Origin of the sequence: Campylobacter showae CC57C (assembly GCF_000344295.2) — a bacterium.
In the GTDB taxonomy this organism is placed as follows: Bacteria; Campylobacterota; Campylobacteria; order Campylobacterales; family Campylobacteraceae; genus Campylobacter_A; species Campylobacter_A showae_B.
In genome coordinates this window covers 1-20004 of sequence record NZ_AOTD01000118.1, presented here as the reverse complement: position 1 = coordinate 20004, position 20004 = coordinate 1, and the positions used below count along the sequence as shown (strand labels likewise).

At 47.2% G+C, this 20004-nt stretch carries 20 protein-coding genes and 1 pseudogene; 13 read left to right on the top strand and 8 right to left on the bottom strand.

Annotation, left to right across the window (positions count from 1 at the left end; translation table 11 throughout):
• Positions 1-218: 218 nt before the first annotated feature.
• The 8 genes from H740_RS04530 to H740_RS04495 form a co-directional block, all read right to left on the bottom strand.
• Positions 219-818 (bottom strand): alpha/beta hydrolase, encoded by a 600-nt coding sequence (locus H740_RS04530; protein ID WP_002951819.1) that lies wholly within the window; start codon positions 816-818, stop codon positions 219-221.
• A gap of 84 nt (positions 819-902) precedes the next feature.
• Positions 903-1328: a VOC family protein gene (locus tag H740_RS04525; protein ID WP_002951817.1), complete on the bottom strand. Its 426-nt coding sequence runs from the start codon at positions 1326-1328 to the stop codon at positions 903-905.
• Positions 1329-1447: 119 nt separating this feature from the next.
• Complete coding sequence (locus H740_RS04520) at positions 1448-2401, bottom strand: hypothetical protein (RefSeq protein WP_231679317.1); 954 nt, start codon at positions 2399-2401, stop codon at positions 1448-1450.
• 71 nt (positions 2402-2472) lie between these two features.
• Positions 2473-3501 carry a tRNA preQ1(34) S-adenosylmethionine ribosyltransferase-isomerase QueA gene (gene queA, locus H740_RS04515; protein ID WP_002951813.1) on the bottom strand — a complete coding sequence of 343 codons (1029 nt, stop codon included), beginning with the start codon at positions 3499-3501 and terminating at the stop codon, positions 2473-2475.
• Between the two features lie 25 nt (positions 3502-3526).
• Complete coding sequence (gene tatC, locus H740_RS04510; RefSeq protein WP_002951811.1) at positions 3527-4276, bottom strand: twin-arginine translocase subunit TatC; 750 nt, start codon at positions 4274-4276, stop codon at positions 3527-3529.
• Entirely contained in the window at positions 4276-4680 is a 405-nt protein-coding gene (gene tatB / locus H740_RS04505) for a Sec-independent protein translocase protein TatB (RefSeq protein WP_002946440.1), read from the bottom strand. Before tatB ends, tatC begins: the two co-directional genes overlap by 1 nt.
• 65 nt (positions 4681-4745) lie before the next feature.
• Entirely contained in the window at positions 4746-5798 is a 1053-nt protein-coding gene (gene hemW, locus H740_RS04500) for a radical SAM family heme chaperone HemW (protein WP_034957265.1), read from the bottom strand.
• A 265-nt stretch (positions 5799-6063) separates the two neighbouring features.
• Positions 6064-7014: a helix-turn-helix domain-containing protein gene (locus tag H740_RS04495; RefSeq protein ID WP_002951806.1), complete on the bottom strand. Its 951-nt coding sequence runs from the start codon at positions 7012-7014 to the stop codon at positions 6064-6066.
• Positions 7015-7130: 116 nt separating this feature from the next.
• On the opposite strand from H740_RS04495, the gene H740_RS04490 reads away from it, so the two are divergent.
• The 13 genes and pseudogenes from H740_RS04490 to cmoA all read left to right on the top strand — a co-directional run bounded on the left by H740_RS04490 (position 7131) and on the right by cmoA (position 19955).
• The gene (locus H740_RS04490; protein ID WP_002951804.1) at positions 7131-9092 is read left to right on the top strand and encodes a TonB-dependent receptor domain-containing protein; all 1962 of its coding nucleotides are present in this window, start codon (positions 7131-7133) and stop codon (positions 9090-9092) included.
• An 87-nt stretch (positions 9093-9179) separates the two neighbouring features.
• Positions 9180-10316 (top strand): PepSY-associated TM helix domain-containing protein, encoded by a 1137-nt coding sequence (locus H740_RS04485; RefSeq protein ID WP_002951802.1) that lies wholly within the window; start codon positions 9180-9182, stop codon positions 10314-10316.
• 40 nt (positions 10317-10356) lie between these two features.
• Positions 10357-11118 carry a hypothetical protein gene (locus H740_RS04480; protein ID WP_002951800.1) on the top strand — a complete coding sequence of 254 codons (762 nt, stop codon included), beginning with the start codon at positions 10357-10359 and terminating at the stop codon, positions 11116-11118.
• Between the two features lie 217 nt (positions 11119-11335).
• Positions 11336-11803, top strand: coding sequence for an RNA pyrophosphohydrolase (locus tag H740_RS04475; RefSeq protein WP_002946456.1), 468 nt, complete (start codon positions 11336-11338; stop codon positions 11801-11803).
• Positions 11803-13002, top strand: coding sequence for an aspartate kinase (locus H740_RS04470; protein ID WP_002951798.1), 1200 nt, complete (start codon positions 11803-11805; stop codon positions 13000-13002). Before H740_RS04475 ends, H740_RS04470 begins: the two co-directional genes overlap by 1 nt.
• Positions 12999-13541, top strand: a complete 543-nt coding sequence (locus H740_RS04465) for a HobA family DNA replication regulator (protein ID WP_002951796.1) — start codon at positions 12999-13001, stop codon at positions 13539-13541. Before H740_RS04470 ends, H740_RS04465 begins: the two co-directional genes overlap by 4 nt.
• A gap of 3 nt (positions 13542-13544) precedes the next feature.
• Complete coding sequence (locus H740_RS04460; RefSeq protein ID WP_002951794.1) at positions 13545-14165, top strand: DNA polymerase III subunit delta'; 621 nt, start codon at positions 13545-13547, stop codon at positions 14163-14165.
• A complete protein-coding gene (gene folP, locus H740_RS04455) occupies positions 14162-15298 on the top strand; it encodes a dihydropteroate synthase (protein ID WP_002951793.1) in 1137 nt (378 codons plus the stop codon). Before H740_RS04460 ends, folP begins: the two co-directional genes overlap by 4 nt.
• Positions 15299-15322: 24 nt before the next feature.
• Positions 15323-17266 (top strand): NAD-dependent DNA ligase LigA, encoded by a 1944-nt coding sequence (gene ligA / locus H740_RS04450; protein ID WP_002951790.1) that lies wholly within the window; start codon positions 15323-15325, stop codon positions 17264-17266.
• Positions 17256-17330 (top strand): annotated as a pseudogene (locus tag H740_RS12505) (23S rRNA (cytidine-2'-O)-methyltransferase TlyA); the annotation flags it as partial. The gene ligA and the pseudogene H740_RS12505, both read left to right, overlap by 11 nt.
• 99 nt (positions 17331-17429) lie before the next feature.
• The gene (locus tag H740_RS04445) at positions 17430-18407 is read left to right on the top strand and encodes an SAM-dependent methyltransferase (protein WP_231679318.1); all 978 of its coding nucleotides are present in this window, start codon (positions 17430-17432) and stop codon (positions 18405-18407) included.
• A complete protein-coding gene (locus H740_RS04440; protein WP_002951788.1) occupies positions 18373-19254 on the top strand; it encodes a bifunctional riboflavin kinase/FAD synthetase in 882 nt (293 codons plus the stop codon). Before H740_RS04445 ends, H740_RS04440 begins: the two co-directional genes overlap by 35 nt.
• Positions 19251-19955 (top strand): carboxy-S-adenosyl-L-methionine synthase CmoA, encoded by a 705-nt coding sequence (gene cmoA / locus H740_RS04435; protein ID WP_002951779.1) that lies wholly within the window; start codon positions 19251-19253, stop codon positions 19953-19955. The genes H740_RS04440 and cmoA overlap by 4 nt, the downstream gene beginning before the upstream one ends.
• Positions 19956-20004: the final 49 nt, after the last annotated feature.

Genomic DNA, 20004 nt, shown 5'->3' with positions numbered 1-20004 from the left:
ATTTTTGCGCCAGGGTTACGCCTGGGCCGTCTTGGCCGTTCGTTGCCGCGCATAGAGTGAGTAAATTTGAGTCAAATTTGCGCCTCGGCGCTAAATTTAGCCGAGATTTTTCGTAAAATTTAAAAGTAGCTTGAGCGACGGATTTGCTAGTTAAATTTGACTTGCGGGTTGGGCGCGCTACGACTCAGAGTCAAATTTTATCCAAAAGTCAGCCGCTATCAGCTATAGCGCCGTATCCAGTCATCTAAAAAACGCATTTGCTGCGCCGTGTGAAACCAGTGTTCGCCATTTTTCATCACGGTAAGCGTTGCTTTGATTTGGTTTGCAAACTCGCAAATCGTTTCAAAAGAGGTTAGATCGTCATTTTCGCCGTATAAAATATGCGTCGGCGCCGTCCAGCAGATAGGATGCTCTCTGGCGTAGCAAAGATATTTCCACGAAAGTTTTTCTCCAGACCCCGTGTCCAGCTCGCCCCTATCTCGCAGCTTATCCTCGCTCACGCACGCCTGCGACATCATTTTTTCGATTAAATTTTGCATATTTACGATTGGCGAAATAAAATACGCCTTTTTTATCCCCATGCCCTGCAAGGCATGCATGGCAAAAAACGCGCCGGTACTGTTTGCGACGATCGTTACGGATTTGCGGCTTTTAAGGATGTGCTCAAAAAACGGCACAAATTCCTCTTTCGCCTCCCATGGCGAGCGAGCCTCGTAATCAAATCCTAGCACGTCGCTATTCGCAAAAAGCGGTTGAAAATGAGCTGCTTCTGCCGCGCTTCCGCCTTTACCGTGTATATACACGACTATATTTTTCATGGTTTTTCCCTTTTTGCTGCCGCTAAAATTTAGCTTTGCAGCAAGCGGACGGATGATGCAAAGCGCGCTTTGGCGCCGTTTGCTCTAAAATTTGAGTAGCCCGTCCTCGTCAAATTTAAAATCAGGCCCCAAGCCACCTCCCAGTAGTATCCGTCCGGATCGGCAAAATACGCGTGGTATCCGCCCCAAAATGCAACCTGTGGCTCCTTGACGATAGTTCCCCGCCTTTTTTACTAGCTTTATGACGCTATTCACGTCCTCTTTGTTTTTTACGTTATAGGCTAGCGTGATGCCGGCAAATCCGCTGTCTTTTGGCGGATTATTTTCGTCGATATCTCGCGCCAGCGCGTCTAGCGGGTAGAGCTCAAATTTGGTCTCAGGCGTATTGAAAAAACACACGGGCGGATTGTCATCTTTGCAATCTGTCTGAAAACCCAGGCCTTCGTGGTAAAATTTGAGCGCTCTTTGCATGCTTCGCACGCCCAGGCAGATGCAGGTTATTTTATTCATTTTCGCCTCCGTTATTTGGGCTTATTATATCATTTTGGCGCTAGCGGTTTTGGATCAAATTTGATGGTATAAAATGAAATGGATGGTTTATAGGCAAAAAATGGATAAAATTTAGAAATCTAAATTTTATCCCCGTTTTGCATCTCAAATTCGTAAGCTTTGTTTAAGATACGCACGAGAGTATTGGAGAGATAGGGCTGAACTAGTGTCCAGACGCGGATTTTCGGGTTTAAATTTACCGCCGCGTTCGTAGTTTTTATCACGACTAGCGCGATCTTTTTTTCTATCAAAAGCGTAGCTAGAGCGTCATCTATCTCGCGCAGCAGGCTCTCCTCGATAAAGACGACGTTAGGGCGAAAGATCATGTCCTCTATGTGGCGCTTTACGATACCCCACTCGTTGCTAGGCTTCACGTCGATGCCGATAAATTCGAGATCTTTTTTGATGATATTAAATGAATAGGGGTTTGGCTCGGCGATGAGAGCGCTAAAATTTTTGGGATTTTTTATCTTAAAGCTTTGCATGAGATCGAGCTTATCGTCGCAAAGACGCAACGAAATCTCGGTGCTAATGCGTACGCCGTGATCAAACTCAAATCTAATGCTAGAGCTGTTTTGCTCGGCTAGCACTATCGCCGTTTCGTAAAATTTGCGGCTTTGAGTGTTCATATTTACGCGAGGCGTGCTTTTGGCCGTAAAAAAGTCATGATCGCAGTGGACGCTAAGGGTAAATTTGATGTTGTTTTTGTAGTAGTTTGAGAGCAAAAATTTGATCGTAACGGTCGAGTTTGAGACGTTTAAAAGAAAAGTTTGAGCCATCGCATCGATGAGCTTTGCAAGGGCTGCGATATCTGCGTAAAACAGCCTAGGGTAGGCGATGTCGTAGTCTAGCAGCACGTAGTTCGTGTTTTTTTGCGCGTCCTCGTTTAGCGAGGATGCCAAAAACAGCAAACCGCCTGCGATATCGACTTTTGGCAGTGTATTTGCCTCGCTAGATTTGCTGGTCTCGATCGTGCCGTTTTTTTGCGTAGTTTCTTTTTTTATCACGCCGTTTGACCTCTTGATTTTATCCATAAAATAGCAACTGCTCAAAACCGCTATATAAAACGCGGCAAAAATCAGGAAAATATACGCGAAACTCACGGCTATATAACCAGCATCGCGTCGCCGTAGGAGTAAAATTTGTACTTTTGCTCCACGGCTGTTTTATAAATCCGCATAGTCTGCTCAAGTCCGACGAAACTCGTAACGAGCATGATTAGCGTTGATTTTGGCAGGTGAAAATTCGTAAGCAGGTAGTTTTGGCGGATCGGTTTATTATTTAAATTTAAAAACAGCCTGCACTCGCCGCTAGATCTGCCGCTTCTAGCAAACTCCTCTACGCAGCGCGTTACCGTCGTGCCTACGCCTAGGATTAGTCTGTTTGAGTTGATTAAATTTTGCGTATCTTGCGGGATATCGTAAAACTCCGCGTGCATCTTGTGCTGCGTGATGTCCTCGCTCTCCACGCCTTTAAACGTCCCTGCGCCAACGTGCAGCGTGAGGTAGGCTATCTTGCGGTCTTTTGCTAGACGCGCGATCATCTCGTCGCTAAAGTGCAAGCTCGCAGTCGGAGCCGCCACTGCGCCCTCGTTTTTGGCAAACACGCTTTGATACCAGCTCTCGTCATCCTTGGTGTCGCTTCGTTTGATGTATGGCGGTAGAGGCACGTGGCCGATGTGAGATAGGATTTTATAAAGCGCGGCCGTATCCAAAAGCTCGCCGTTTTGGCTAAATTTGACCGTGCGCGAGCCATCATCAAAGAGCTCGCAGACCTCGGCGGTCAAATTTTGGTCGAAATTTAAAACGCTGCCCGAGCGGACTTTACCTTTTATATAGACGCTAAATTTACCGCCCGCTAGCGGAGAGTTTAGCAAAAGCTCCGTTTCGCCGCCGCTTTGTTTTTTGCCGAAAATTCTAGCCTTTATGACTTTGGTGTCGTTAAAAATAATATCGCAAGGCGGTAAAATTTCGGGCAAGTCGCCGAATTTTAGATGTGAGATTTTTTCGCTAGCTCGCTCGTAGACTAGCAGCCTCGCGTCCTCTTTGGGAAAGGTTGGAAAATTTGCGATTAGCTCCGGCGGCAGCTCGTAGTCGTAGGCGTCAAGCGAGTTTGGATTTAAAATTTGACTCATTTGGCTAGCCTACTTGATTTCATAATTATTCGTCCTCTTTTTCTTCGTCGGTTTCCGACTCCTCGTTTTTAGCCGGATTTACGCGGGCGGCTATAAAGATAGAAAGCCCGTAAAGACCGATGAGAGGCACCGCCATCAAAAACTGGCTGAGGATATCCGGAGGCGTCATGACCGCGGCAAATATAAAAATCACGACGATAGCGTAGCGGAATGAGTTTTTTAGCATCTTATCGTCGACTAGGCCGAGTTTAGCGAGAAAAAAGGTGATAACGGGAAGCTCAAACGCGATACCGAACGCAATGACCAGTTTCGTAAAAAAGCCGACGTAGCCGCCGATATTTAGCATCGCAGAAAAGAGCTGTTGGCCGAAATTTATAAGAAAAGCAAAGCCGATAGGAACGACGACGTAGTAGCAAAACGCCGCGCCAACGAGAAACATAAATGTCGCCGAGATCACGAAAGGTATGACGTATTTTTTCTCGTTTTCGTAAAGTCCCGGTGCTACAAAGAGCCAAAACTGCCAAAAAATAATCGGTAGCGAGAACAAAAATCCCGTAAAAAACGCCACCTTCATCGCTACGAAAAATGGCTCTTGCACCTCGAGAAAGACCATTTTTTGATTGTCAGGCAGAGTGTTTTGTAGCGGCGCGATGATAAAGTCTAAAATTTGATTCCAAAAGCTAAAGCACACTACAAACATCACGATTACGGTCATGACGCTGATGAAAAGCCTTTTTCTAAGTTCTATTAAATGCGGTTTTAGTTCTTCAAACATTACGCCTCTTTTTTCTCATTATCGCCCAGCACGGCGTTTTTGACGGCTTCGCCCGGGTTTTTGACCGCTTCGACGCTCTTTTTTACGTCGTTTAGGCCGTCCGTGATGCCGCTAGTGACGTCGTTTACGCCTTTTTTGAGCTCGTCGAGTTCCTCGAAGGTGAGCTTTTTTCGCACCGTTTCGGTGGTTTTTGCGATACTCTCTTTGTATTTTTTCGCGTCCTCTTTGAGTTCTTGGATTTTTATCTCTTGATCAAAGCTGCTTTTTGCGTCATTGACCGTTTTTTTGACGGTTTTAAAAAATTTTGCTATCTCGACCATCGCGCTAGGAAGCTTATCGGGCCCCAAAAATAGCACCGCGATGACGGCTATGACGATGATCTCGGGTAAGCTCATGCCAAACATTTTTTTATCCTAAATTTTATTTTAAAGCGCTCATTTTATCGTTTTTTATCTCAAATTTGCATAAATCAGCCCGCGATAAATAAAGAAATTTCATCCGCGGTTAGGAAATTTTTGGCGTAATATCGCCCGTTTTTAAATTTTAATTTCCCGCTATTTTTTAGCAGCAGCGCTCTTTGCTCTTGCTCGGCGTTTAGGCTGTTTTGCCAGATGCCGACGATACTTCTAGCGCCTAAAAATATCCGCTCTAAATTTAGCTCGTCCGCGCTTAAATTTTCGGTTTTTTTAGCGTGTGGATTTTTGATGTAAGCATTTAAATTTGAAGCGTTATAAAATCGGCGATCTCGCCAAAATCCGACCGCGTAAGCGCCTAGGGCAAGGTAATTTTTGCCCTGCCAGTAGCCCAGGTTATGCCTGCAAATTTGACCGAAATTTGAGATTTCGTACTGTTTTAGTCCAGTCTCCTCGATGCGGTTTATCATAAATTTCGCCAGCCTCGGACTATCTTTTGCGTAGTTTATCTTGCCGGCAAAGGGCGTATTTTCCTCAAGCGTTAGCGAGTACGCCGATACGTGTGAAACGCCTAAATTTCGGATATTTTGCGCCTCTTGCTCGAGTCGTTTTTTGGTGTCTAACTTCGTTCCGTAGATGAGATCTACGTTTATATTTTTTAGTCCTGCTGTTTTGGCGTTTGCGACTGCTTCGTAGATCTGCCTCGCGTCGTGGATACGCCCGAGAAATTTTAATTTATCTTCAAAAAAGCTTTGAGCGCCGAAGCTCGCGCGATTTACGCCGTATGATTTCATCTGCGAGAGCCACGCTAGGCTTGCCGAGTTTGGATTTGCCTCCGTAGTGATCTCGGCGTTTGCCGCTAGATATGGCGTGACAGCCTCAAATAACCGCTCGTAGTAGCCCCCGTCCACGGCGCTAGGCGTCCCTCCGCCGATAAAAACGGTTTCGATCTCGCCGTTTTTTACGTCAAATTTTAAAATCTGCTCCCTAAGATCCGCAATCATCGCATCAAAATACGCGCTCGTTAAATTTCGTTTGCCCACGACCGAACCAAAGGCGCAGTAGGGGCATTTGCTCTCGCAAAACGGGATGTGGACGTAAAGAAGCATTTTGACCTTTGTTTTTGCCATATTTTAGCAGAATTTACGGCTTTATCGCGCGGCGTTTGATATTTTGGCTTTTGCGCCGTTTGGCGGTCGGTTTGCGGTAAATTTAGGTCGGGTTTAGGTGCAAAACCGACTTCGGTAAGCTATTTAACGCTTTTAAATTTTAAAATTTACCGCCTTTTTTGCCGCCCGTTAAATTTAAAAATTGCGCCGATACGTTTAAATTTAATTTTAACTTAACTCCCGCAAAGCTCCGTAAGCGATAAATTTACGTATAAAATTTCTTTTGTTTTAAAATTTGCGTCGGCAAAACGCCGAATTTTTCTCTAAAAATCTTTGCAAAGTGTGGAGCGCTGGCGTATCCGACGATTTTTGCGGCTTCGCTTACGCAGACGTCTCCGCGCTCTAAAAGTTTTTTTGCCGCGTTTAGCCGCTCGCTTGCTAGCAGCCCGTAGATCGTATCGCCAAAGTAGCTTTTAAAGCCCGTTTTTAGCTTAAATTCATTCGTCGCGCACGCTCTGGCTAGCTCTTTTATGCTGGGCGGATTTTGGACGTCGCTTAGTAAAATTTGCCTTGCTTTATTTAAAATTTTTACGTATTCGTCGCTAAAATCGCGCTTTTTTTTATCGGCTTCGGGCGTTTTAGGCGCGCCTAAGCTTTTGTAGATCAGCTCTAAAATTTTAGCTTCCATAAAGATTTCGCGCATCTTGCCCTCAAACTCGCTCGCGGCTAAAAGCTCCCGCAAAATCAGGCTTTGGGCTAAATTTATCTTAGCCGTTTGGATGCAGATTTCGTTTTCTTCGCCTAGATTTTTAAATGCCGCTAGCTCGCCGGCCAGCTCGTTTTTTAGCACGATGCATCGCCCGGCGTAGCTGCTACTTTGATACTCGCAAACGCCCTCAAATCCGCTATCCACGCGCCCCATCCAAAACTCTCCAGCCTTTAGACAAAAAGTTTTTTTACCTGCCTTGAGCCCGGCGTCCCCTCTTGCGTCGTTAAAGAGCAAAAAGCAGTAGCCAGCGCTCCTTTCAAGCCGTCTTTTTACGCTTTTGTTGCAGATTATTTCGCTCCTGCAGTAGCTTGCGCCGCTTGTGCCTTTAAAAAACTCAACTTTACATTTTCTATCTTGCTCTTGCCACGCGCTTTGTCCGTAGCGCACCGAATTTTGCGCGACTTCTTGCTCGTTTGCGCGTAAAATATCTTTAAATTCGACCTTCATTTGCTTTTTTATCCTTTTAGCGTTGATAAAAAATCCCTCTACCGCTTATCGGAGTATTGATAATAATTATCTGATTATAGTAAAATAGGGTTTAAATTTAAATAAGGAGTCTAAAGGTGAAAAGTATGCCTAAAATTTCTATGCTAGCTTGCTTGGCGCTATCTTGCGCGCAGGCGGCTGATGAAGTAAAACTAAACGAAGTTACTGTAACTAGCGCGACGGGTTTTGAGCAAAATATCAAGGACGCGCCCGCTTCTGTTTCGGTAATCACGCAAAAAGAGATAGCTAGGCGCAATCATCAAGATATAGAAAGCGTCGTAAAAGACGCTCCGGGCGTATTTGGCGCGACGCTGGGGGCGGCTAGCAGACGCGGTATCACTATGAGAGGCCTTGGTCAAAAATATACTAAAATTTTAATAGACGGCCGCCCTGCAACTAGCGATAGTGCGTATAGAGGACTTCGCGCGGTCGGTAGCTCTCAAAATTTCCTCCCGCCCGCAAACACGATCGAGCGTATCGAAATCGTGCGAGGGCCGATGAGCTCACTATACGGCTCGGATGCGATGGGAGGCGTCATAAACATCATCACCAAGGGTTTTTCAAATGAATTTAGCGGTAACGTAAACGGCTACTACACGCTTGCGGGCAAAAGCGGGATAAACGACGACTATCAAACCGGCTTTTACGCAAACGGCGCAGTGATCCCGGACGTGCTAGGTATCGCGCTTTACGGGCGGTATTTTCATAAATTTGAAGATGAGCGAGTCTTTACGAACCGCAAAAACGAGGACGTAAATTTCGGCGCGAAAATCATGTATAACGCCACCGAAAACGACGAAATAGCGCTGGATCTACGCCGCGTAGTAAATAAATACGAGCGCACCGAAGGCAAGACGCTAAGAAGGGCTACCGGCGATAATACGAGCGTTGCGTTTGAAAAGATGAGCGGATATACCGCCTCGCTCTCGCATACGGGCAAATACGACAAGCTGCTGCTTGAAAGCTTTTTAACCCACGATCATATGAAAGAAAGCGGACAGCAAGACCTCACGCTAAAAACGACGACGCTAAATACCAAGGGAACGTATTTTTTTGATAACAACACGCTAAGTCTGGGGGCTGAATACAGAAGAGAAAGGCTAAACGAAAAGGCAACGACGGCCGACGCCGCAAACGTAAAGAGATATGATTTTTCGCTCTACGGAGAGGACGATTTTGACGTAACCGACGCGCTCACGCTAACTGCCGGCCTAAGATACAATCACGACAAAGACTACGGCGGACACGTATCGCCGCGAGGATATGCCGTATATCATCTAAGCGAAAATTTATCGCTAAAAGGCGGCGTATCGGCAGGTTACTCGACGCCAGATATCAAGATGCGAACCGACGGGCCTGCCCTGCCTTTTGCCGGCGGAATGGGAGCGCAGCTGGGTAAAGGCGACCTAAAACCAGAGTCTAGCCTAAACTACGAAGCCGGCGTCGCGTACGGGGACGAGAGCCTTAACGTCTCGGCGATGGCGTTTTATACGCGGATAAAAGACGGTCTAGGCACGAAGCCAGTTTGCGTCGCACGCCCGGGCGTTCCTTGCGTGCATAACGGCAAGACCTATAGGCGCGGCATCTGGGAGAGCGTAAATATCGGCAAAGCCGAAGTAAAGGGCGTCGAGCTCGCCTCAGACTGGCAGATTTTATCAAATTTAGCCCTGCACTCAAGCTACGTTTATACTAAATCAAAGCAAAAATCGGGCGCGTACGAGGGTAAATCTCTAAACAATCTACCCGTACATACCGTAAAACTAGGGCTTGACTACGATATGACGCCTGATCTAAATTTCTGGACGCAGATGAACTATCTAGGCAAAACTAGAGCCGTTTACGGATCGCCGGGAGACGAGGAGATAAAGGATTATACGCTATTTGACGCGGGCGCAAGCTACAAGATAACTAAAAATGCGAGCGTAAATTTTAGCGTTTATAATATCTTTAACGAATACGTAACGACAAAATCCGGACGCTATGAAATTTTGATCGCCGACGGGATTAAATATAGGCTCGGATTTAACGTAAATTTTTAAATTTAGCCGAATTTAAGCGGGGCGGTGCGTAGCGATCGCCGCCCTGCTACCGGTTTTTAAAATTTGAGCTTAAATTTAAGGAGAAAGATGCCGTTTTTAAAGAAAAAGAAATTTTGGTTTAACGTCCATTTGATTTTAAGCCTAGCCTGTGTTTTGCCGCTGCTTATCGTCGCTCTTAGCGGCGCGATCATATCCTATCACGACGAGATTATAGACCTTGCAAACTCGCAAAAAACCTTCATCGAGCGAGGCGAAAAAGAGCTTAGCGCGAGAGAAATTTTAGATATTTTTAAAGCTAGGGAACCAAATTTTACGCTTAGCTACTACAAGATTAACTCGGACGCAAATCACGCTCTAGGCATATCTGGCACGAATGCTAAAGGCGAGTTTAAGTCGTATTTTATAAATCAATACACCGGCGAAATAACAGGCGAAAATTTCGGCGATAAATTTATCGGACTAATGTTAAATTTACATACTAACTTAGGCCTTGGACTTAGCAAAAACGAGACGCTACGGCTTATAGGCAAGCATATCGTTGCGGTTTGCTCTATCGTCTTGGTTATCTTGGTTATATCTGGATTGATAATCTATTATCCTAGTTTTAAAACTAAATTTATGCGCGCGTTTACTTTAAAAATCAAGGCCAAAGGCTATGCGTTTTTGTACAGCCTGCACGGATTTGCCGGCGTTTATCTTTGCTTATTTTTGGCTTTTATGAGCGTTACGGGGCTTTACTGGTCGTACGACTGGGCGGCAAAGCTCGTAAATAACGCGCTTGGCGAAAAAGAAATTTTTAGAAAAAAGAGCTTTACGCAGGTGAGGGGATTTTCGCTGGAGGACGAGGCTAAGATAGCCAATTTAGAGGCCGCGATAGATATTTTTAAACGGGATAGAGGTGATTACGAGCTTTTTAACGTCATCACGCAAGAAGACGGCGAAAATTTTATGATATTTTACTTTGACAAAGGGCTGGAAGAGGACGATAAGGTAAATACGATGACGATAAACGCCGCTAAGGGGCAAATTACCAGGCACGCGAGGTTTGACGACGCCAAAAGCTCGATGCCCAGGCCTTTTGCGATTCATAAAGCGGTTTTGAGCTTGCATTCGGGGTATTTTTTGGGCGAGGTCGGTAAATTTATATTTTGTTTAGCTTCGGCATCGGTTTTGTTTTTCGTTATAAGCGGCTTTTGGATGAGCTTAAAACGGCTCAAAAGATAAATTTGATAAAATCGCTCGAAAAAACTGAAAAAGGCTAAATATGCGAGTGATTTTAGATGGATTTGACGGCTCCTTTTTGCCGATTTTGCAAAGCTTTAAGGCTGTGATGCCGAGCCTTCGTATAGCAGGCATCGAGGAGCTCGGCGAGAGTGTAAACGAGAGGACGTCAAGCCTAGAAAACAGCGATGCCATAAACGTAAGCGAGCTTTTTGCGCACCAATACGAGCGGGACGAGCTTTTACCTGACGGGACTTTGTTTTTGCAGGATGATAAATTTGACGAGAGCGGCGAGAGTGCGGCGGTCAAATTTGATGAAAACGTTAAATTTGAAAATGCGCGCCACGCGATTGACGACTCTAAATTTGTGCCAAATTTGATGGCTAAGAGCGAGCAAAAAACAGCTTCCGTATGGGAGCAAAATTTGCAAGAAATGCAGGACGCTACGCCGTATCGAGACGGCAGCCGCGAGGAAAAGGCTATCTTGCAAACAGGTTCTTTTAGCGAAGCGCCAAAAACCGCGGTTCTAGTTGGGACCACGCAAACTACCGCTGCGCAAGAAGCTTCTATCTTTGGCGGGGCTACTAAAACGGCTTCGTTTGGCGAAACGGCTACCTCAAACCAAGCCGCAAAAACGGCCGTTTCGGACGACTCTGCGCAGGCTGCGTTGTTTGATTTTAACGAGTCTGGGCAAAATTTGACATCTCGTCGCGCCGAGCCAAAAGCCGCGCCCGAGCGTAAAAAGCATGAAAGCGCGAGTCTGTTTACCGACGAAGAGGTGCGGGCGATACTGGAGCTAAAATAGACGGCTCAAATTTAGCCATCAAGGCGGTAAAATTTGACGGACAGTTGGGCAAAACGCGCAAAATTTACGGCGCCGCAAAAAGTAAAATTCGTAGTTTAAAAATTTAAATAAAAATTTTAAGCCTAAGCGTTAAATTTTTCCGCTAAGCTAGCGATATTTAGCTATATCTTAACTATTTTTCGTTAAAATCCACAATTAAAAATTCTCGGAAAAAAAGATGGAAAAGAAATATAGACCAAACGTCGCGGCGGTCATACTTGCGCCCTCTTATCCGTTTGATTGCAGGATATTTATCGCGCAAAGGTGCGATATGACGGGTATCTGGCAGTTCCCACAGGGCGGTATAGACGACGGCGAGACGCCGCGCGAGGCTCTAAAAAGAGAGCTCAAAGAGGAGATAGGTACGGACGACGTGGACGTGCTTAGCGAGTATCCGCAGTGGCTCAGCTACGACTTCCCTGAGGGTACGACGAGTAGGAAATTTTATAACTTTGACGGGCAGACGCAAAAGTATTTTTTAGTGCGGCTAAGACCTAGCGCGAAGATAAATATAAACACCAAAAAGCCCGAATTTGACGAATATAGATTTATAAACTCAAGCGAGGTTTTGAGCGACGTAAACCACTTCAAAAAGCCGATCTACGGTAAGGTTATCGGCTACTTTAAAGAGAAAGGATTTATTTAATGTTAATCGTCCAAAAATACGGCGGCACGAGCGTTGGGACGCTTGAGAGGATAGAAAACGTCGCCGCGAGAGTGATAGAAACTAAAAAAAGCGGCGCGGACGTCGTGGTCGTGGTCTCGGCGATGAGCGGCGTAACTAATCAGCTGGTAGAGTACGCCGAGCATTATACGAAGGCTCCAGACGGCGTGGCGATGGATATGTTGCTTAGTTCAGGCGAGCGCGTTACCTGCGCACTTTTAACGATAGCGCTGATAAATTTAGGCTATCCCGCAGTTGGTCTAAGCGGTAGGTTAGCGGGAATCATAACAGATAGCGTGCATACTAAGGCTAGGATCGAGGCGATAGATACTAAGCGTATGAAAGAGGAGCTAAAGGCGGGCAAGATCGTCGTCGTAGCGGGCTTTCAGGGTATAGACGAAAAGGGCGACGCGACGACTCTGGGACGAGGCGGTAGCGATCTTAGCGCAGTGGCGATAGCAGGCGCACTAGATGCGGATCTTTGCGAGATTTATACCGACGTAGACGGAGTTTATACCACCGATCCTCGCATCGAGCCAAAGGCCAAAAAACTAGATAAAATCAGCTACGACGAGATGCTAGAGCTCGCTAGCCTAGGCGCAAAGGTGCTGCAAAACCGCTCAGTCGAGCTAGCTAAAAAGCTAAACGTAAATTTAGTCACCAGAAGCAGCTTTAATCACAACGAAGGAACACTAATAACAAAGGAAGAGAGTATGGAAGCAGTGCTAGTAAGCGGTATCGCGCTAGATAAAAACCAAGCTAGAGTAACTTTAAGAGGCGTGGTCGATAAGCCGGGCATCGCGGCTGAAATTTTCACCGCGCTTGCAGAAAAAAACATAAACGTGGATATGATAATCCAAAACGTAGGCCAGGACGGCACGACAAATCTCGGCTTTACCGTACCGCAAAACGAGCTTCACGTCGCAAAAGAGTGCATGGATAAACTAAGCGCGTCTAGGGAAATTTTATACAATGACGAGATAGTTAAGGTCTCGGTCGTGGGCGTAGGCATGAAAAGCCACACGGGAGTAGCGTCTCTAGCCTTTCAAACGCTAGCAAATGAGGGCATAAATATCCAAATGATCTCGACTAGCGAGATAAAAATCTCAATGATCGTCGATCAAAAATACGGCGAGCTAGCCGTTCGCGCACTACACGAAGCTTATAAACTCGATAAATGAGCGATTTTATAAAATGGACGCTCGAGGCGATCCGCGAGGAGGGCTCGCTGATGAGCTGGATGGAGGAGAGGCGCACCGAGTGGACGCCTTTGCTCGCCTCGAAGCTTAAATTTTTACTAGAAGGGCGCGCGTTTATCTTGATAACCGATAGCGAGCGCGGCTGGTTTGAGGAGTATTTTTTAAAAAATATAAACAAACCTACGAATGCTCGCCCGGTGCTGCCTTTTTTCTCGCTAAAGGCGCTTTATCCGTCTTTTGAAAATATCGGCTCAAAAGAGGAAGTATCGCTGCTTTTAGACATGCTTAGCCTTGCTTTCCCAAACGGTTACGTGTTTTTTTACGTCGGCAAAAGCGCGGACAAAAGCTCGCAAATCGCCAAAGGCAAGGATGATAGCTACATGTGGCTTTTTGACGAGCAGGCGCAAAATAGCTTTTATCTCAGCTCCTCCGACGGCGCGCTAGATATCAAGCTTTTGTCGCTGTTTAGGCTTTTTGATAAGAGCATAGACGCCGCTTTATTTGCGAAAGTAGCACTCTAATCTATGCAAAGCAAAATCGTAATCACGAGCGATTTTGAAGCCTTAAAAGAGGAAATTTTAGGGCTTTACGGCGTAAATTCGGTTAGATTTTTTTTCGCCGAGGACTTTTTGCTAGAAAATGCAAAAGAGGTTGCCGCCGAAGCCTATATCGCGGAGAGCGAGCCTAAGCTGCTAGTTTTGGGCGCTAAAAATTTCCGCGTCGAGGCTCAAAACTCTCTATTAAAAATAATCGAAGAGCCGCCTAAAAATATCTTTTTTATCATAGCCTGTGAGTCGAAAAATATGCTCCTGCTGACCGTTCGTTCGCGTCTGGTTACTGAAAACAGACTCGAAAAAAAGCAGCGCGAAAAAACGGGGCTAGATTACAAACGCCTCGAGCTAAAAGAAATTTGTTCGTTTATCGATGAAAAATCAGCTTTTGAACGCTCCGAAAAGTTTGGCAAAAATGACCTAAAAGAGCTGATCGCCGCGATAGTTCTCGAGGCTACGGCGCAGGGGGTCAAATTTAGCGCCGATGAGCTTGAGTATTTTTTCAAAGCCGTGCGCCTGGCTGATCTAAATACCAAAACTCACGCCCTTCTTACGCCGATACTTCTTATGATTTACGAAAAAGGGCTTAGATGAAAATTTTTAAAATCAATCCGCAAACTGATTTTAACGAGATTTGCGAGATTATTCGTCCTAGCGACGAGGGGCGAAATTTGATGAAAAAAAAGTCGGCGATCAACTTTTTTTTGATTAAAGATTTACGCTCGCCGGCTGCAAACATCCTAAAACAAGACGCGCTAAGCATCGGCGCGGAGCTCGTAACTAATCGCGACGTGATTCTGGGCGGCGCAAACTCGACTGCGCTTTTGATGGCGACCGATGCGCAAGTTCTTGCGCTTGCCAAAAAAGAGGCCGCGCAGGATTTCGGCCTAAAAAATTTGGCTAAATTTTTAAAATCTCCGTTTAAAAAACCGCAGCGCGCGCAGATCATGGGCGTCGTAAACGTAAATGAAGATAGCTTTAACGCCGCAAGCCGCGTGAATGAAAAAAGCGGTATCGAAAAAATCGAAGCGATGATCGAGCAGGGCGCCGAGTATATCGATGTGGGCGCAGTTAGCTCGCGGCCGGGTAGCAAATACGTCGGACGCGAGGTCGAATTTGCCAGGCTTGAAAAGATAGTAGCCGAAATTTATCGCCTAAATTTGCACGAAAAGGCGATATTTAGCCTAGATAGCTTTGATGCGTACTGCCTAGAGTATGCGCTAAATCACGGCTTTAAGATGATAAACGATATCACGGGCGACGTTAGTCTCTGCGCTCTAGCGGCGCGGTACGGCGCGAGCTACTGCCTCATGCACATGCAAAATAGCCCAGAAAATATGCAAGATAATCCGCATTATGAGGATTTGCTAGGCGAGATAGACGCATTTTTCGAGGCTAAGATCGCTGCCGCGAACGAGCTTGGATGCCGCGATATCGTGCTAGACGTAGGAATCGGCTTTGGCAAGACGGCGGAGCAAAATATGATTTTGATAAAAAATTTGGAACACTTTTTACGCTTTGGTTTGCCGCTTTTAGCAGGTGCTAGTAGAAAATCAGTCATAAATTTTTATAGTCCTAGCGAGATAAAAGACCGCTTACCGGGTAGTCTCTATCTGCATCTGGAGGCCTTTAAAAACGGCGCGCAGATCATCCGCACGCACGACGTGGCCGAGCATGCGCAGATGTTTAGGCTGGAAAACGCGATGAGAAAGCTCGCAGCGTGGTAAGCAAAGCAAATTTAACGAGGAAAAATGGATAAAAAAGAGTATTTAGAGGCCGTAGATACGCTAAACGCGTGGGCGAAGGCCTACTACACCGACGACGCGCCCATAGCCACCGACGAGGAGTACGACGAGCTTTATCATAAAGTGCTGGAATTTGAGAGGTTAAATCCCGGCGATATCTCGATGTTTAGCCCGACAAAGCGCGTCGGCGGCGAGGTTAGCGAGGGCTTTATCAAAGCTCGTCACGGCGCGCGCATGTGGTCGATGGAGGATATTTTTAGTTTTGATGAGCTGCTAGCGTGGCTAAAGCGCGGCGACAAAGAGGGGCTGGAGTTTGCGCTTCAGCCTAAATTTGACGGAGCGAGCTTAAATTTACTCTACGAAAACGGCGCTCTCGCGCGAGCTGTCACGCGCGGCGACGGCATAACGGGTGAGGACGTCACGAGTAACGCAAAAGTCATCAAAAATATCCCGCTACAAATCGCCTACAACGGTAGGATCGAGATCCGCGGCGAGGTCGTGATCGCTAAAAACGACTTTGACGAGATAAATTTCGCCCGCGCGCAAAGGGGCGAGCCTCAGCTATCAAATCCTAGAAATGCGGCCGCCGGCAGCTTGCGCCAGCTAGATAGCGCCGTTACGGCGTCGCGCAGGCTGAGGTTTAAGCCATGGGGCTACGGCGAGCAAAATTTGGGCCTTGAAACCTACTCGCAGATGATGGATTTTATCTATTCGCAGGGCTTTGAGCGAGAGGAGTTTTTTAAAATTTGCCGCACTGCCGAGCAGATCGAGGATGCATATAAGCAGCTCGTAGCGCAACGAGATAGCAAGCCTTTTATGATGGACGGCCTAGTCGTGCGCGTACAGAGTATCGCGGCTAGCGAGGAGCTGGGCTACACGGAGAAATTTCCTAAATTTATGGTCGCGTATAAATTTCCCGCGATCGAAAAGACCACGCGGCTGCTTGACGTCGCGTTTCAGGTCGGACGCAGCGGCGTCGTAACTCCTGTGGGCGTGCTTGAGCCCGTAAATATCGACGGCGCGATCGTAAAGTCCGCTACGCTGCATAACTTCGACGAAATCGAGCGCCTAGGCGTACAAAAGGGCGATTTTATCAGTATTATCCGCTCGGGCGACGTGATACCTAAGATCACGGGCGTCTTTAAACAGCGCAGAGACGGCTCGCAAACCCCGATAGAGAGGCCGCGCGAGTGTCCCGTATGCGGGTCGATGCTGCTAGACGAGGGCGTTTTCGTAAAGTGTCAAAACCTCGAGTGCAAGGCCCGCGTGATAAATTCGCTCATACATTTTGCGAGCAAAAAGTGCCTAAATATCGACGGCCTTGGCGACGCGATCGTAAATCAGCTTTTTGAAGCGGGCTTGGTCACTAAAATCGCCGACATTTACGAGCTTACGGCGCAGGATTTGGCGCGACTTGAGGGCTTTAAAGATAAAAAGATCGCAAATCTGCTCGGCGCCATCGAGGCTAGTCGCACGCCCGCTTTGCACAGCTTTATAGCAAGCCTTGGTATCGAGCATATCGGCGAGGTAGCGGCCAAAAAGATAGCGCAAATTTATCCGCAAAACTGGCGCGAGCTAAGCTTTGGCGAGGTCGCCGCGATCGAAGGCTTCGGCGAGGCGATGGCGGAGAGCTACGCGGAGTTTATACAGGTAAATAGGCAAAATTTGGACGAAATTTTGCGTTTCGTTAGCCCGCAAGCGCAGAGTTTTGAGACAAAGCAAAGCGCTATAAGCGGCAAGACGTTTGTGATAACGGGCACGCTTAGCAAGGGCAGGGATGAATTTAAGGCTATTTTGGAAGCAAACGGCGCGAAAGTAAGCGGCTCGGTGAGCAAAAAAACCGACTTCGTGCTTTACGGCGAGGAGGCCGGCAGCAAGCTAGATAAAGCGCGTGAGCTAGGCGTTAAGGCGATAACCGAGGACGAGCTAAGGCGGATGATTGAGATTTGATCTATTTGTCGCAAACCGCCTAAATATCAGTCGAAACAAGGCGGCCGAACTCATAAAAAGCGGCAAAATTTTGCTAAACGGCAAAATTTGCTCTAAGCCCAGCTTTGAGGTGGGCGAATTTGATAAATTTGACGGCTCGGACGGGCTAAATTTAGACGCGGCTATGGGCGTAAATTTGAAGGCTGACGAAAATAGCGCGGAAGCGGAAAATCAAAATTTACGCGAATCAAATTTGACGGACGCAACCCAAATTGCACGCGACAAAGCCCGTATCGGCGATCAAAATTTAAACTCCAACGGCGCAAAAATCGAGCTCGTCGGCGAAATCTACGTCGGACGCGGCGCGCTAAAGCTAAAAAGCTTTCTAGCGGCTTGTCCGCTTGAGGTGCGGGGCAAAAACGCGCTAGACGTAGGTTCAAGCACAGGCGGTTTCGTGCAGATTTTGCTGCAAAACGGCGCAAAAAGCGTTACGGCGCTAGACGTGGGCAGCTCTCAGCTGGATAAAAGCCTGCGAGCCGACTCGCGAGTGATAGTAGCCGAAAATACCGACGTGCGCGAGTTTGCGGCAGGGTGTCAAAGCTCGGCCGTAGGCGGTAAATTTGACGGCTCAGAGCAAAATTTAAAAACCCAAATCGAGCCGAATTTTAATCCTAGCAAATCAAATTTTGCCGAGCGGGACGGACTTTTAAATGAACCAAGCGAACCAGCTTTTGCGCCGTCAAATTTAACGCAGGCTGGAACCAAGACGGACGAGTCAAATTTGATTGGCGTAGATTTCGCGACAAAAAGCCAAAACGCCAAATTTGACTCCCATGCCGCCAAAAACGTCGCACGCAAATTTGATCTCATTGCCTGCGACGTGAGCTTTATTTCGCTCAAAGAAATTTTGCCCTCCATCGACGCGCTAGCGGGCGGAAACTGCGATATTATCCTGCTTTTTAAGCCACAGTTTGAGGTCGGCAGGAGCGCCAAGCGAAATAAAAAAGGCGTCGTAACGGACGCAAAAGCCGTGCGCGAGGCGAGGGCGAAATTTGAGCTTGCGGCGGCAAATTTAGGCTGGATAATGCGCCAAACGCTCGAATGCGAGGTAAAAGGAAAGGAAGGAAATGCCGAATTTTTCTACGCTTTTAACAAAAGATAATATCACTGCCGTCGCGATCGGGCACTTTGACGGCGTGCATCGCGGCCACAAGCAGCTTTTAAAGCAGCTGGGCGAGTACGGCGGGCTGGTCGTGATCGACAAAAATAAGGCCAACATCACGCCCGGCCTAAAGCGCGCCGAATACTCTCGCTATCCGTGCTTTTTGTATGATTTTAACGAGATCAAGGGGCTTGGGGGCGACGAGTTTATCGCGCTTTTGAAGCGGGATTTTAAAAATCTGCAAAAAATAGTCGTCGGATTTGACTTTCGTTTCGGGCGAAACAGAGCGTGGGACAAGTACGATTTGCGGCGCATTTTTGACGGCGAGGCGGATATAGTGGACGAGTTTTGCTTTGAGGGCATGGGCGTGCACAGCTCGGCTATACGCGAGTACATCAAACAGGGCGAGATATACAAGGCAAACCGCCTGCTAGGCCGCGAATACTCGATCGAAGGTCGCGTGATAAAGGGGCAGGGCATCGGATCGCGCGAGCTCGTGCCAACGCTAAATTTGGATATCAAAAGCTACCTTTTGCCGCGCGAGGGAGTATATGCGACGAGGACTCGTATCGGATATAAGACCTACGGCTCGGTTACCTTTATCGGCAACCGCGTGAGTACGGATGGTAGCTTTAGCGTCGAGACGCACGTGCTGAACGAAAATATCGAGGGCGCCCGCGACGTCGCGGTTTGCTTTATCAAACGACTGCGCGATAACCGAAAATTTGAAAGCCTAGAGGAGCAAAAGGAGCAAATCGGGACCGACATCAAGCAAGCGATGGAGTTCGTCGGCGTGTGCGATCTCTACGTCGTGGGCGACGCTACGCCTCAAAGGAGCGAGCCGTGAAAGACGAAATCTTTAAAGAACCGATAAAAAAGCAGTTTGAATTTGACGCGAGCGTGGCGTCGGTGTTTGACGATATGATCGGGCGCTCGGTGCCGTACTATGCGGCCTCGCAAAAGCTGATCGCAGATTTTTTAGCTCAAATTTTACCCAACGGCGCAAGCGCGATAGATCTTGGCTGCTCGACCGCCTCGACGCTGCTAGCCCTTTGGCGCAAGAGAAACGACCTCGCGCTAAAAGGCGTAGATAATGCGCCTGCGATGCTGCAAAACGCACGCGCCAAGATAGAGGCGTACGGCGCTAGGATCGAGCTTGAGCTGGCGGACATTTTGGAGTGCGAATTTGACGCCCGCGACGCCGTTTTGATGAACTATACGCTGCAGTTTATCCGTCCGCCCAAGCGTCAGGATTTCGTAGCTAAAATTTACCGCGCGCTAAATGACGGCGGCGTGTTTGTTTTTAGCGAGAAGTTAATTTTTGAAGACAAGACGCTGAGTAAAAATATGATCGAAATCTACGAAAAATACAAGCTCGAACAGGGCTACTCGCGCTATGAGATCGCGCAAAAACGCGAGGCGCTAGAAAACGTGCTCATACCATACACCGAAGCGGAAAATAGAAATTTGGCGCTTAGTGCGGGGTTTAAAAATGTGGAGTGTATATTTAGATGGGCGAATTTTGCGACATTTGTTGCTTTTAAATAGCGGCTTGTCTTTTGAGTGTCTTTGAATGAGTTTGAAATTTTAAGTCTGC

Bases quoted from the DNA above. Each gene is read 5' to 3' on its own strand.
- H740_RS04530 (WP_002951819.1), bottom strand. From the start codon at position 818: ATGAAAAATATAGTCGTGTATATACACGGTAAAGGCGGAAGCGCGGCA.
- H740_RS04525 (WP_002951817.1), bottom strand. From the start codon at position 1,328: ATGAATAAAATAACCTGCATCTGCCTGGGCGTGCGAAGCATGCAAAGA.
- H740_RS04520 (WP_231679317.1), bottom strand. From the start codon at position 2,401: ATGGATAAAATCAAGAGGTCAAACGGCGTGATAAAAAAAGAAACTACG.
- queA (WP_002951813.1), bottom strand. From the start codon at position 3,501: ATGAGTCAAATTTTAAATCCAAACTCGCTTGACGCCTACGACTACGAG.
- tatC (WP_002951811.1), bottom strand. From the start codon at position 4,276: ATGTTTGAAGAACTAAAACCGCATTTAATAGAACTTAGAAAAAGGCTT.
- tatB (WP_002946440.1), bottom strand. From the start codon at position 4,680: ATGTTTGGCATGAGCTTACCCGAGATCATCGTCATAGCCGTCATCGCG.
- hemW (WP_034957265.1), bottom strand. From the start codon at position 5,798: ATGCTTCTTTACGTCCACATCCCGTTTTGCGAGAGCAAATGCCCCTAC.
- H740_RS04495 (WP_002951806.1), bottom strand. From the start codon at position 7,014: ATGAAGGTCGAATTTAAAGATATTTTACGCGCAAACGAGCAAGAAGTC.
- H740_RS04485 (WP_002951802.1), top strand. From the start codon at position 9,180: ATGCCGTTTTTAAAGAAAAAGAAATTTTGGTTTAACGTCCATTTGATT.
- H740_RS04480 (WP_002951800.1), top strand. From the start codon at position 10,357: ATGCGAGTGATTTTAGATGGATTTGACGGCTCCTTTTTGCCGATTTTG.
- H740_RS04475 (WP_002946456.1), top strand. From the start codon at position 11,336: ATGGAAAAGAAATATAGACCAAACGTCGCGGCGGTCATACTTGCGCCC.
- H740_RS04470 (WP_002951798.1), top strand. From the start codon at position 11,803: ATGTTAATCGTCCAAAAATACGGCGGCACGAGCGTTGGGACGCTTGAG.
- H740_RS04465 (WP_002951796.1), top strand. From the start codon at position 12,999: ATGAGCGATTTTATAAAATGGACGCTCGAGGCGATCCGCGAGGAGGGC.
- H740_RS04460 (WP_002951794.1), top strand. From the start codon at position 13,545: ATGCAAAGCAAAATCGTAATCACGAGCGATTTTGAAGCCTTAAAAGAG.
- folP (WP_002951793.1), top strand. From the start codon at position 14,162: ATGAAAATTTTTAAAATCAATCCGCAAACTGATTTTAACGAGATTTGC.
- ligA (WP_002951790.1), top strand. From the start codon at position 15,323: ATGGATAAAAAAGAGTATTTAGAGGCCGTAGATACGCTAAACGCGTGG.
- H740_RS04445 (WP_231679318.1), top strand. From the start codon at position 17,430: ATGGGCGTAAATTTGAAGGCTGACGAAAATAGCGCGGAAGCGGAAAAT.
- H740_RS04440 (WP_002951788.1), top strand. From the start codon at position 18,373: ATGCCGAATTTTTCTACGCTTTTAACAAAAGATAATATCACTGCCGTC.